Origin of the sequence: Streptomyces sp. NPDC048297 (assembly GCF_043201585.1) — a bacterium.
Lineage (GTDB): Bacteria > Actinomycetota > Actinomycetes > Streptomycetales > Streptomycetaceae > Streptomyces.
In genome coordinates this window covers 1-13,487 of record NZ_JBICZA010000067.1, presented here as the reverse complement: position 1 = coordinate 13,487, position 13,487 = coordinate 1, and the positions used below count along the sequence as shown (strand labels likewise).

At 73.0% G+C, this 13,487-nt stretch carries 8 protein-coding genes; all 8 read right to left on the bottom strand.

From position 1 onward, the window contains the following. On the bottom strand, positions 1 to 2,006 hold a 2,006-nt coding region (locus tag ACGFYV_RS36995; RefSeq protein ID WP_393882943.1), incomplete at its 3' end, for a WXG100 family type VII secretion target. Between the two features lie 128 nt (positions 2,007 to 2,134). Continuing rightward, the gene (locus ACGFYV_RS36990; protein WP_393882942.1) at positions 2,135 to 2,548 is read right to left on the bottom strand and encodes a hypothetical protein; all 414 of its coding nucleotides are present in this window, start codon (positions 2,546 to 2,548) and stop codon (positions 2,135 to 2,137) included. Positions 2,549 to 2,706: 158 nt separating this feature from the next. Continuing rightward, positions 2,707 to 3,000, bottom strand: a complete 294-nt coding sequence (locus tag ACGFYV_RS36985; protein ID WP_393882941.1) for a WXG100 family type VII secretion target — start codon at positions 2,998 to 3,000, stop codon at positions 2,707 to 2,709. A gap of 73 nt (positions 3,001 to 3,073) precedes the next feature. Further along, on the bottom strand, positions 3,074 to 3,418 hold the full coding sequence (locus ACGFYV_RS36980) for a WXG100 family type VII secretion target (RefSeq protein ID WP_393882940.1): 345 nt from the start codon (positions 3,416 to 3,418) through the stop codon (positions 3,074 to 3,076). A 230-nt stretch (positions 3,419 to 3,648) separates the two neighbouring features. Beyond that, entirely contained in the window at positions 3,649 to 6,885 is a 3,237-nt protein-coding gene (locus ACGFYV_RS36975; RefSeq protein WP_393882939.1) for a right-handed parallel beta-helix repeat-containing protein, read from the bottom strand. Continuing rightward, positions 6,886 to 10,485 (bottom strand): hypothetical protein, encoded by a 3,600-nt coding sequence (locus tag ACGFYV_RS36970; protein ID WP_393882938.1) that lies wholly within the window; start codon positions 10,483 to 10,485, stop codon positions 6,886 to 6,888. It abuts the gene before it with no gap. 5 nt (positions 10,486 to 10,490) lie between these two features. Further along, positions 10,491 to 11,822 carry a type VII secretion protein EccB gene (gene eccB / locus ACGFYV_RS36965; RefSeq protein WP_393882937.1) on the bottom strand — a complete coding sequence of 444 codons (1,332 nt, stop codon included), beginning with the start codon at positions 11,820 to 11,822 and terminating at the stop codon, positions 10,491 to 10,493. 9 nt (positions 11,823 to 11,831) lie between these two features. After that, entirely contained in the window at positions 11,832 to 13,223 is a 1,392-nt protein-coding gene (gene eccD, locus ACGFYV_RS36960; RefSeq protein WP_393882936.1) for a type VII secretion integral membrane protein EccD, read from the bottom strand. Between the last annotated feature and the right edge of the window lie 264 nt (positions 13,224 to 13,487).

Below are 13,487 nucleotides of genomic sequence, written 5' to 3'. Positions count from 1 at the left end.
GGGGAAGCGCCGCCCGCGGTATCGGGAAGCGTGGTGTCTCCTGTGAACGGATCCGCGTTGCTGTCCAGCAGCCCGGAAGCATCCGACGGATCGGTCGACCCACCGGGCGCACCACCACCGGCACCGCCACCCGCACCCATCCCGGGCGGCATGAACGGCATCCCACCGGCCTGGTTCTGAGTGGCGGCGGGATCAGCAAGATCGGTCGTCCCGGGAAAGGCCGTGTCCACGGCATCCGGCGTCGACGGCAGATCGAGCCCAGTACCACCGGGCAACGCGCCACCGGGGGAAGCGCCGCCCGCGGTATCGGGAAGCGTGGTGTCTCCTGTGAACGGATCCGCGTTGCTGTCCAGCAGCCCGGAAGCATCCGACGGATCGGTCAACCCACCGGGCGCACCACCACCGGCACCGCCACCCGCACCCATCCCGGGCGGCATGAACGGCATCCCGCCACCCTGCTTCTGAGTGGCGGCATCGGCAAGATTCGTACTTCCTGGAAACGCGCTGTCGGCCGTGCCGGGGAGAGCGGTGTCCGCGGGGGACTCCAGAGCGACGTCACCCGGCAGACCCGACGGGGAACCGAGGTCGCCGGCAGTGCTGCCGCCGAGCGGGTTGTCGCTGCTCAGTGCCGTGTCGCCGGGGAAGTCCTGGAGCGGGGAGTCGCTGCCGAAGGGCGAGGAGCCGTCGGCGAGAGCACCGGCCTTCGAATCCGTGCCACCAGCGGTGAGGCGGGTGCCGCCCGGGAAGCCAGGGCTGGTGAAGGGCATCGCTCCGCCCGTGTCCCCTGCCGGGTTGGCCAGGTCGGTGCTTCCGGGGAACGAGTCCAGCGGTCCTGCGCCTCCGCCGGCCGAAGGATCGGTCGCCCCGGGGAAGTCGAGCGGTGCGTTCCCACCTGCGGAGGGGTCGGTGTTTCCACCGAATGCCGCCGGCGTGTCCATGGGCAGGTCTCCGGAGCCGGGAGGGACGACGGAACCCAACCCGCCGTCGGGGATGGCCAGATCAGTGCTGCCGGGAAAGCCACGGGCAGGACCCCCATCCCCAGGGGGAACCACCGGACCCAACCCACCGTCGAAGTTCCCCACATCGGTACCGCCGGGAAAACCGCTGGCAGGACCCCCGTCGCCAGGGGGAACCAGAGGACCCAACCCACCGTCGGGGTTCACGACATCGGTGCTGCCGGGGAAATGGGTGCCGCCGGGACTCCCCGCGCCGGGGGGAACCGCGGGACCAAACCCTCCGTCGGGGATGGTCGTATCGAGGGGCGGCTGGTCGAGGGGCGGCGGCTGGTCGAGTGGCGGGGGATTGCCGAGACCACCGGGGCCTCCGGAGGTGGGCGCCTTGATGTTGTCGATCGTCACCTGGTAGTTGTGCGCGAGGCTCTTGAGCACCTTGCGCATGTCCGCCGTCATCATCTCGGCCAGCTTGCCGGCCCTGCTCACGGGGATGTTTCCGTGGCTGTCGGGCCCCAAGCCGTAGTGCGAGGCCGCCTGGTCGGCGTAGAAGGAGTCGATCTCCAGGATGATCTGCTGGGCGCTTCTGAGGCTCACGGCGTTGTTGGCGATCTGCTGCGGCACGGAGTGGCTGCCGGACGCACCGCCGGACAGCACGTTCGCGTTCGCGGTCACGCCTCGGGAGAAGGCCATCATGATGTCGAAGAAGGCGTCGGCCGCGTCGCCCTTCCATGGACCGTCCGAACCGGCCAGCGCCTTGGTCTGGTCGATCAGGGCCTGGGCGACCATCTCCAGGGTGAGTTGGACGCGGTCGAAGGCTACGGACCCGTCCATCATCGACTGCGGGTTGGCCACCTGGGAGGCACGCTCGAGGTTCGCGGCGTCCCGCTTACCCGCGGACATGCCGAAGATCACCGCCTCGATCTTTTTCCAGTCGTACGTGTCGTAGTCGGAGACCGAACCCGGGTCGCTCCCCGGATTTGAGAAGACGCCGCCTCCGGAACCCTCACCTTCCTTGAAGCCACCGCTGTTGTACTTGTCGTCGCCGTCCGCCATGACGTTCCGTCCTCACCGGCCGTTCCCTGTACGCCGTCGCGCATTCCCGCACACCACCGACGCCCCGGTCCCGCCTGTACATCCGGACAGTGGCGGGACCGGGGCCGCGTCGGCGCCCTGCCAACCCTCTAGGAAGGGCTGGAACCTCCGCCTCCGTCCTTGTTGAGTGCGTCGAAGTCGGCCTGTGCGGACTGCATGGCCTGCTGCAGATCGGCGGCCTTCATCTTGTTGGCGTCCTCGATGTTGATGTATTTCACACTCAGTGACTTCATGGTGTCCCGGGTGTCCGAGAGACCCTGCACCAGATCGCTGAGCACATGCTGGAAGGACGCCTTCAGACCGCCATCGGCGTTGAGACCGTTGATGTTGGTGCGGATGAGGTTGGCGTGGTAGAAGCCGCCGGGTGCCACCGACACGTCGCTCAGTCCATCGAGCGCGGCCTGTACCGGTTCGATGAGCTTGTCCATGTTCGCCGCGAAGAGCTCCATGGACGGCGTGTCGATGGAGGTGTGCCCGCTGCCCTTGCCCCCGCCGGAAGGCACCGCCGGGGGGTGCAGGTCGTCCCCTCCGTAACTGGGGTTACCCGGGGAATGGTCGACTTCTGTGGGGCCTGAGTAACTGGTGTCCGGCGGAGGCGGGGTGTTGTCTCCGCCCGCCGCCGGGTCGTCGAATCCTCCGGCCTCGCCTGCGCCCATGGCGTTTAGCGCCCGGCCCAGAGGGCGGTGCCGGTGGCCTCACCCTCCGCGTAGTACTGCTGGATCTCCTGGAGCGCCTTGGTCATGGCCAGAGACAGTTCGCTCATCTTGTCCGCGGCCCCGTCCCAGATCTTCTGCTGCTCCTTGTACGCCTCCACGGCCGCGCCCGTCCATTCACTGAGTCGCATCGCGGCCTGGTTGTCCAGGTCGTTCTTGGTGGCCGTCACCGCTGCGGTGATCGTCTCCATCTCACCGGCGATGAACGCCACTTCTTCCAGCTGGACACTGTAGGTTGCCATTTTTTTCTCCTCGGGTATGTGCGGAGCTGCGCGGGAACTGCGGTGCGGTTTTCGCGCCGGGTGAAGGCGAGGGCTACTGGAAGTTCGGCAGGCCGCCACCACCTGCTTCGATTGCCGCGGCAATCGCCTGAGCCTGCTGGTCGGTCTGCGCGTGGACGTCGGCGTATACGCCCGTGTTCTGCGAAAGCGTCGAAAGCATGTTTTCCAGCGCGCCCAGGAGCGTCTTGAACTCCCCGAGCCACGAGCCGACCGCTTCCGTGTACTTCGCCGCCGCGGTGCCCTTCCAGCTGCCCGACAGCGCCATGTACTGGCCGTCCATGTTGGCGTACGACCTGGCGCTCTCGTCCACGGCCGTCTGGAAGGCCCCTTGGGCCTGAATCATGCCATCGAGATCTACCTGTGTGAGATCTGCCGCCATGATGTTCACCTCTCCACGTCATTCGGGGCCCAGGACTCGGCGTCAACTCACCGGTACCTGCGGCCAATCTGTTCCGTTCGGCTTCTATCGTTCTCACAACCGGCGGCCATGGGACGCCCGGCGGGGTTCTCTGCCCGGCCGACCGCCGATGTCTTCCTTTCTGTCTCCCCCCTTTAGGCCCACGCGCCCGCCCTGTCCTGGATTTTCGAGGATCCATAAGGGCCGGCGGGTCAGAGCGCCATGGGCTGGGCCTCTCGATCCGGTTCCGGAACGGCGCCGCTGGCGTGCAGTTCGGCAATTCCCACCGAACGCGTTCCGGACCGGCGTGCGACCAGATCGGCCAGGCGGTGCACGCCGAAGGCCGCACCGGCGGGGGGCTGGCGTTCGAACTCGGCGACGAGTGCCGTCGTGCCCTCCTCTGACAGGGTCAAGCCGGCCTCGGCCAGCCGTCGGACAGCCAGCTCCGCCAGTTCCGCGGACGTGTAGGGCGGCAGCCGCAGGTACTGGGCGAACCCCGCCGCCAGCGCGCTGTGCTCCCGCAGCAGCCGGACCAGTTCGGGCGTCGAGCCGGCGAGCACGGTGACGAGGCCGGGCCGGGCGGCGGCCTCCGCGACCGCCGCCAGCACACGTGCCTGTTCCTCCTGCGGCCGTTTGTCGAAGGCCGGGTCCAGTTCAAGCAGGAGGATCCCGCCGTCGCCGTCCGCGCGCGCGGCGGCCAGCCGGGCGGTCGGCTGGCCGTCCCATCGCGCCGACACCCGCGAGAGAGGCAGCCTCAGCACCGAGCCGTGCGCCAGGAACCCGGACTCGGCGAGCGCACGTGCGTAGAGCGCGGTCAGCGCGCCGCGGCCCGAACCCAGACCGCCCTCGAACACCAGGTTGGCCGCGCGCGGCATCGGCGGTTCCTGGCCCTCCGCCCGCGCCGCGACGAGTCTTCGCACCCTGGTCGTCAGGGCCGTCCGGACATCGGTGAGGCCGACCATCGCCCCTAGCCTGCGCAGCGAAGCGGAGGGGTTCTCGCCGCCGCGCTGGTCGGCGGCCGGCGCGGGCTCCTGTGTGTTCCTCGGCGGTTCGACGGTCAGGACGTCGGCCCCGATCAGCACGCTCAACTCGTTGTTGTCCTGCGGAGGATCGGCGGCGAGCCGCGAAGCCTGCCGGCTGATCATCTCCTCGAACACCTGCCGTGCGACGCGCCCGTTGCCGAACGTGGCGCCCTTCGGCACGTCCTCGAAGTACCGGACCAGTGCCGTCAGGGCGCTCTCGGAGAGTTCGTAGTAGTGCTTGGCGCACAGCCCGCGGACGATGGTGACCAGTTCGGCCGGGCTGTAGTTGGGGAATTCCACGGAGCGGGCGAAGCGTGAGGCCATGCCGGGGTTGGAGGCGAGGAACTGGTCCATCTGCGCGGAGTATCCGGCGACGATGACCACGATCTCGTCGCGGTGGTCCTCCATCAGCTTCATCAGCGTCTCGACGGCCTCCTGCCCGAAGTCGGGTCCTGTGCCGCGGGACTGGTTGGTGAGGGTGTACGCCTCGTCGATGAAGAGGACGCCTCCGAGCGCCCGGTTGAACACCTCGGTGGTCTTGATGGCGGTGCCGCCGATGATCTGGGCCACCAGGTCCGCCCGCGCCACTTCCACGATGTGGCCCTGCGAGAGGATGCCGAGTTCGGCCAGCACCGCGCCGTAGAGCCGGGCGACGGTGGTCTTGCCGGTGCCGGGCGGGCCGGCGAACACCAGATGCCGGCTCATCGGCGGCATCGGCAGGCCCATCTCCTGGCGCCGCTGGGCCATCTTGTTGAGGTTGATGAGGCCGGTGACCTCACGCTTGACGCTCTCCAGGCCGACCAGCGCGTCGAGTTCGGCGAGCGGGCCGACCGTGCGCATGGGATCGACACGGCCCGCGCCGCCGGCGCCCGCGCCGCCGTCCGCGGCGTCCGGACGCGCGGCCCCGAACCCGGAGGACTCGCCGATCGCGCCGCTGCCGTTGTCCCGGATGTCGCAGTCGCTCACCGCCACCAGTTCGTCGCTCAGGCTGCGCAGGCCGTCGCCGGAGTTGCCGAACACCGCGCAATTGGCCAGCTCGGCCTGGCAGGAGGCGGTCACGTGCACGCCGTGGCCGCGGGCGCCGGAGATCCGGCAGCCGATCGCGGTGAGGGCGCCGCCGCCCACCAGCCGGATGCCGTCGCTGTCCGAATCGGCGAACTCGCTGTCCCGGGCGGTCAGCCGGGAGTCCGAGCCGACCACCACGGCGCAACCGGTCACCGCCGACGCCGTGAGCGCGGCCTGCGAGCCGCCGGCCAGCGACAGGCCCGAGCCGGCCGACGCCCGCACCCGCACGTCGGTGAGTTCGGCCACGGCGTTCTCGTCGAGGTCGATGCCCGCGCCGGTGGCCAGGTCGCCGTCGCGCACGTCCAGCCGCCCGCCGCCGCGTACCACCGCCGCGGCGCCCCGCCGTCCCGACACGGACAGCCGCTCGACCACCACGCGCCCGCCGTCCGCCACCTGAAGGGCCGCCTGCGCCGCGTCCCGCACGGTCAGCCCCGCGCACTCCACGACGGCGTCCGACTCGACGACGAGGCCGACCTGCCCGCCGTTGATCACGCACTCCTCCAGGCGCGGCCGGGACCCTGTAGCCGCCTGCACGCCGGCCTCGCCGCCGCCCTCCACCGTGCAGTCCCGCAGAACCGGGGAAGCCCCGGCGCCGATGTGCACGGACTGACGGGCGGCTCCGCTGAACCGGCAGCCGGTCAGCAGTGCCTCACCGGTGCTGGTCAGATACACGTCGAGGGCCGCGCCGCCGAGCACGTGCACGTCCCGCATCCGGGCCCGCGCCTGCTGCTCCACCGCGACGGCCGGTTTGGCGCAGCCCTCGATCCGGGTCGCCTCGACGACGATCGTACTCGTTCCGTTGGCGCACACCCCGTTGCCGCCGGCCTTCTCCAGCCGGCAGTCCCGGACCGTCAACTGCCCGTGCTCGGCCACCACCACCGCCGAGGAGGCCACGTCGGCGACCTTCGTACGCTCCACCACGTTCGCACGGCCGGACGTGACCACGATCCCGGCGCCGCGGCCGTTGGCCACCTCGCAGTCCCGCAGTGCGAGCACGCCCTCGTTCCACGCCAGGACGGCCGCCCATGCCTCGCCCGCTACCTTGCAGCCGTCCAGCGCGGCCTGGCCGCGGCGCACGTCCAGGACCGGTGCGTCCTGGTCGGCGCCGGTCAGGTGCAGCCGGGACAGCTGGACGGCTTCGGCGTCGAGGACCAGGGTGCTGCCGGACGCCGTGTGGACCTGGGGCGGGCGCGCGGTGTCCTGCGCGGCGATGGTCACCGGCCGGGTGACGTGCAGCGCCTCCTCGTACCGGCCCGGCGCCACCGTGATCAGCGCGCCGTCCCGCGCGTCGCCGAGGGCGTCGGCTATCGACCGGTACGCCCCGGCGCGGTCCGGTGCGACGTACAGAACCTGGCGCGTCACTCAGTTGCTCCTTCGTCGGGTGGCGGGTGGGGAGGTGGCCGGCAACAGGCCCGGCGGTGCGCCGTGGGGCAGGACCGGCGTCCCGGCGGCCCGGCTGTCGGCCTGGTGCGTGCGCAACAGATCCAGCGCGCGCGACAGCCCGTCCAGGGCCATGTCGTCCAGCGGCAGGCGCCGGCCGGGCGCGGTGCCGTCGGCGCCACGGGACCCGGCCGGTGCGGTCTCCGACGCGGACATCTCCCGCAGCAGCAGGACCGGCTGGTCCCCCTCGTCCCTGCGCAGCACCTTGAAGGCGGTGCCGGGCACGAACACCACCTGGTCGGGCCGGGAGGTGTCCACCAGGCGGGTACGGCGTGCCGTCATCGACCAGAGGAGGACGTCCACGGCGGGGCGCCGAGTCGCGTACGGCGTGGTCTGCGCCGTGCAGAAGGCCCACTCGGTGGTCACCCGGCCCTCCTCGTACCACTCCAGCTCGGCCGGTTCCATGGGCGCGCGCAGCAGGGCGGGGCCACGGTACGAGGGCAGCCGTTGCAGACCGGCCGACACGCAACGGGCGAGCGGGACGTGCGGGCCGGCCTTGGCCTGGCGCACGGCCGCGTCCACCCTGGCACTGTCGCCGCTCAGATACAGGCGGACCGCCACCAGTTCGGTGAGCGCCACGGCGGCGTCCTCCCGGGAGATGCCCTGCAGACCGGGCGACTCCGACATGACCCGCGCGACGCTGCCGGACAGCGCGTCGTACTGCGTACTGAACGTCTTGCGCAGCCAGGCCCGTTCCTGCGCCAGCCCGCGTCCCGCCGGGACGGCACTGGCCGCGGGCGGCGGGACGGGTTGCACCCGTACGCCGGGGGCAGGGGCGGGAGCCGCCCGTTCCTGAGCGGGGGCCGGGTTCGCCGGGACGGGTGCTGGACCAGAGGTGCCCTCCGGCGCGCCCACCGCCCGCGCGGGGCCGGACTCCAGCCGGATCCGGGTGGGCGCGGCGGCGGGGGCGGACGGAGGCGTCGGTGCGACAGGCGACGGAGGCTGCACCGGCACCGGCTCGGGAGGAGCGGACGCAGGTGCAGGTGGCGTCGTCGGGATCGCCGGGAACGGCGGCTGTCCGGGGTCGACGGGAGAGGACTCGGGCGTGGGGGTGGGAGGCGTGGGGGTCGGAAGGGGGCCCGGTCGTGGTGCGGGGGGTGCGGGTAGTGGAGGGACGTCAGACGGGGGTGTGGGGCCCGGCCGCGCGGGCGCGCCCCCGGCCGAAGGCATGAAGTCCAGGTCCAGCACGGCAGGGCGTCGCGCGGGTGAGGGGCGGCCGACCGGCTGCGCACGTTCGGTGCCCGGGGCACCCCCAACGGAGTCCGAGCCGTCGTACCCCCCGGACGCCGCACCGGGCAGGCCGCCGGGACCCGCCGGTGAAAGGGGTGGTGACCCACCGGGTGGTGTCGTGTCCGGCCCGGAGGCACCCGCGACCGACGTGTCGCCGCCGTCATGGGGGCCACCGGGAAACTCGGTGCGGGCGGGCCCGGCAGGATCCCCGGCCGCGCCGGTTCTCCCGCCGTCCGGGGGCGGCGAGTACGGCGGGACCGCGGGGGCAGCAGGCGCGGCGCCGGGGTCCGCCGGCAGAGCGGAGTGGGGCTGCGCGGGATCCACGGGCTGAGCGGAGTGCGGGTACGCCGGATCCACCGGCAGAACGGAGCGGGGCTGCGCGGGATCCACGGGCTGAGCAGGACGCCGCGCCGCTGGATCCACGGGCGTGACGGTGCCGTCGATGCCGGTCGGTCCACCCGCGCCATTCCCACCGACTCCACTGCCCGCGCCATTCCCGCCATTCAGGCCGGCTCCGCCGACCGCACCGTTGCTGCCGACTCCGCCCCCCGCGCCAAGCCCGCCGTTTACGCCTGCTCCGCCGACCGCGCCATTCCCGTCGGCTCCACCTCCCGCGCCATTCCCGCGGGCTCCACCACCTGCGCCGTTTCCGCGGGCTCCACCACCCGCGCCGTTCCCTCCAGTTCCACCACCCGCGCCATTCCCTCCGACTCCACCGACCGCGCCAAGCCCGCCGTTCACACCCCCTCCACCGACCGCGCCACTCGAACCGGCCGTCGCCGCACCGCCGTTCACGCCGGTGAGGACGGTCTGCGCGGTGGCCGGTCCGGTGGCCAGGTGGCTCGTGAGCGCAGGCTCGGACACCGGGGTAGGGGCAGGGGCGGTGGCCGATGCCAGGGCATGGTGGGAGGAAGTTGCCTGCGCGGGGCGGTCCGAGGAGGCGTCGAGGCGGCCGTGCGCCGGTCCCGGGGCGATGGCGCGGGCGCTACCGTCCGCCTCCGCCCACCACTTGACGTCACTCCACCCGAGTGCGGCGCCGGGCGCGTCCGCGGGGCCGACCCGGAACGCCTCGCGCAGCGCCGGGTCGAGCTGGCGCAGCATGTCCTCGGCCAGGCGCCGCATGCGCTCGGCGCCGTCACCCGCCGCGCGGTGGTAGAGGATCGCCGCCCGGCCCGGGGCGGCCGCGGCACGGCGAACCCGGTCGGCGTCGTCCGGCTCAGCGGTCGGCCGCAGCCACAGACCGCTCTGGATCACCTCCAGCACGGTCTCGTCGGTGTACGGGTAGACGCCGTCGGCGGTTTCCGCGCCGCTCACCGGGGGGCGGATCCCGAGCAGCGTCGGCGGCGTGGGCGTCCCGTCGCCGCTCGGCGCGTACACCAGCTCGCCGGCGAAGGGGCGCCACGCGGCCGTGCCGTCACGGTTCGGCACTTCGATGTGCGGGGCTTCGCTGCGCAGGTGCGGTACGGCGGGCAGCCCGGTGTAGAACACCACCGGCTCGCCGACGGCGTCCGCGAGCCCCTGCCCGAGGGAGTCCACCCCTTCGGGCAGGATCACGGGGCCGAGCTGGAGGAACCGCAGAGACGGGCGGGCCGACGACAGCACGCTGTGCCACACCCGTACGGCGGCGGACAGTTCGACCGGCGGGCCGCCCGGCGAGCCGAGCACCGCGGTGAGCGAGTCGCTGCCGCCGGGGACGCGGTCCACCAGCCAGTTCCGGCTGGCGGCGGCCGAGCCGGAACTGTCGTCCGCGCTGCGCAGCCACAGCCCGGCGGCGGTCGGTTCCACGACGGCGCCCGGCACCGGGGTCCACGGGGTCTCGGAGAGGGTGTACTCCCAGTGGGGTTTGGGGAACCGGCGTGAATCGGCCGCGGGCGGGCGGCCCTGCTGGAAGCGCAACCAGCCGCTGCCACGGTCGTACGGCACGTACAGGCCGCCGCCCGGCACCTGACGGGGCGTGCCGTCGGCCGCCAGCACGACGCTTCCGGTGCGGTCGGCGACCGCCTGTCCGATCCGGCGTACGCCCGCCGGGGTGCCGCGGCCGAAGACCAAGCGCACCACACCCGCCGACCGGAGGGCGAGCAGCCGGCCCAGCGCGTCCCACTCCCCCGACCGTGCGTCGACGGGCAGGTCCGCCACCACGAGCCGGTGCGGCGGGTCGGGGGCGAGCGTGGCGGCCAGTGCGACCGCGCCGGGGTCGGGTTCGCCCTTGCGGTGGACCAGTAGGGCGTGCCCCACCTGGCGTGTGCGCAGGCCGGTACGGGAGGCGGGGATCGCCGTGAGGTCGAGCCGCACCCTCATCACCCCTTCAGCGTGGCGGTGGCCGCGGTCTTGCCCAGTACGGGACCGCGCGGCAGCAGGTGCAGGATCTGGGCCGGCATAGCGGTGCCGGGGCCGCTGAGCCGCAGTGACCCGGCGGCCTGGCGGTCGCCGAACGGGAAGAGCGTGCCCTGGTCGGTCACCAGGTAGGTCTGGGGGCTCGACACCCCGGCGCGCATCTGGTCCTGGTCGAGCACCAGCAGGCCGTGCGCCGGAGCCACCACGACGGCGCTGTGGCCGGTCGCCGCCGGTCCGGACTCCAGTACGACGCTGTTGGTCAGGCGGACCCCCGAGGTCTTCTGCCGGACGCACACCGCGGCACGGCCGAGCGGTACCGCGGGGGCGTTCAGCACGTCGGGCAGGGCGGTGGCGGCGGCCGGGTGCCGGGAGACGGGAGCGGAGGCCAGCGCGCTGGCGTCCAGGGTGACCGCGGGTGGGGCGCCCTTGACGGCGGCGAGCAGCGCGGCCTGGGTGGGGCTCACCGGCGCGATGCCGTCGTCCAGCAGGACGTAGGTGCCCGCGCCGGTGCCGCCGGAGGTGCGGAAGAGCTGGCCGACCCGGGCCTGCTTGCCCGCCACGGTCCCGGCGCGGGCGCCGCTGTGCGAGATCGCCGGTGCGGCCAGGGCGACGCCGGTCGGCACCTGGTCCAGCCAGTCGGTGGGCGCGGGCACCGACTCGTCGGCGTCCAGCCCGAGGGCGATGAGGGTGTTGCTGCTCGGCACGGGGTACTTGGTGCCCCGCCACAGCACATAGCGCCGGCCCTTCGGGTCGGCGAGCACGACCTGGCGGTCGGCGGGCACGGCCGTGAGGCGGCCCGGGGTGAGGTCGAGTACCTGCCCGGCCCTCAGGTCGGGCCGCAGGCACCGGGTCCAGCCGCCGGAGGCCACGTCCTGCGGGGCGGGCAGGGAGTCCGGGGCGCCCGGGATGCCGATGTCCGAGCCGTGCGGGACCTTCGCCAGGACGTCCCGGGGGACGGTGCGCACGGTGCCCCGCGAGCCGGTGAGCAGCAGTGCCGAGGCGTAGTTGCGCACCGGCCTGAGCTTGTCGCCGACGAGCAGGTAGCGGGTGCCGGTCTCCTGCTCCACGATGATCGTGCCGGGCTGGCGCCAGGTGTCCTTCTGCACCGGCTTGACGAGTCCGTAGACACCGAAGCCCGCGCAGAGCAGGACGACCAGGACCGCCCCGAAGAAGGTGCCGACCGAGCCCCGCCGGGTCGGGCTGGTTCCCCGCCCGGGGTCGCCGGTCACCAGGGCGGTGGCGAGCCGGCCCATGGCGAACTGGTACGCCTGCAGGTGGTCGCGTCGCGTCTGCATCGTGCCTCCTCAGCCTGCGAGCGATCGCATGAACGAGTAGGCGTGGACGATCTGGAGCAGAAGCGGCAGCAGCGCGATGGCGGTGAGCCACTCGGTGATGTCGCCGATGTGCCCCCAGATGGGCAGCAGCCGGCGGTCGGGCAGCCGTTCGGCGGCGACCAGCAGCAGCGCGGTGGCCGCCAGCAGTCCTGCCAGTGCCGCGAACCGGGGCCCGGTGCCGTGCGGTGCGACGGTGACCAGCAGCACGAGGACGGGGCCGGTCGCGCCGGCGAGTGCGGTGGAGACCCGCTGGATGACGCCGGTGAGTTCGCGGGCGCGCAGCAGCACGGTCACGGAGAACACCAGCGGGAACACCCAGCCGATCCAGCCGTCGCTTCGCACGAGCAGCCACCAGGAAACGGCGTACACGACGGCGCTGGTGAGACTCAGCACGTCCAGCAGGGCGCCGGCGAGTGCGACCCGGGATTGGACGACCTCTTCCGGCTGGGGTTCGATGTCCTGCTGCAACTCGTCGGCGTTGTGCGGGAGTTGCGGCACGTGCAGGCGGGCAAGGCGCAGGGCGGCCCGGGGCGCCAGCTGGCCGAGGACGTAAGCGAGACCGGCCACCAGTGCGGTCGCCTGGGCCGCGGATCGGCCGGCGCCGAGGATCAGCCCGCAGGTCAGCGCGGCGGCTGCCGCGAGGCCGAGGGCGGTCCCCGGTACCGGGTACGGCATGACGCGCAGGGCCAGCAGGGGTCCGGCGAGCACCGCCACCCAGACGACGGCCAGCAGGAGACCGTACAGACTCGGGACGAAACCGCCGTCGGCGCCGGGGTGCGAGACGAAGCCGGCCAGCATCCCCAGGGCGAGGGCGCCGCAGCCGGCGACGAGTGAGACGGACGGCCGGGCGCCGAGTCGCTGCGCGGCCACCGCGCCACCGGCCAGCAGCAGGGCGCCGCCGCCGGCCTCGGCCGCGGCACCGGTGCCCGGGGTGAGGAACAGTTCGGCGACGAGCCCGGCGATCGTCAGGCAGGCGGCGGCGAGGGAGAGCCACCGGGTCGCCTGGGGCGACCAGCGGCCGGGCAGCCCGCTGACCACGTGGGCCACGCCGTCCGCGACGTCGTCGAAGTGCAGGGCGGGCAGCACCTCCTCCTCGGGGCGCATGTACAGCACTTCGCCGTGGCGCAGCCCGAGGGTCTGGGGGGTGCCGTCGGGGTCGAGGGGTTCCTCGCCGAGGCGCTGGAGGAGCCAGGTGCGGCCGTCGCCGTCCGGCATGCCGGCCTGCCGAAGGAGCAGTGGCAGCAGTGAGGACAGCGGCAGGGTCACCGGGATCGCCAGATCGGCTCGCCCGGCCGGCCCCTCGACGGTGATCCGGCAGACGTCCGGGGCGCTGCCCCGAGCGGTCTGGACTGGGGTGGTCATGCTTCTCCTGTGCGGGGTAGGGCACGCCCGACGGGTGGTAGGGCACGCCCGGCGGGAGGTAGGGCACGCGCGAAGGGTCGTAGAACACGCCCGGCGGGAGGTAGGGCACGCGCGAAGGGTCGTAGAACACGCCCGGCGGGAGGTAGGGCACGCGCGAAGGGTCGTAGAACACGCCCGGCGGGAGGTAGGGCACGCGCGAAGGGTCGTAGAGCACGCCCGGCGGGAGGTAGGGCACGCGCGAAGGGTCCTAGAGCACGCCCGGCG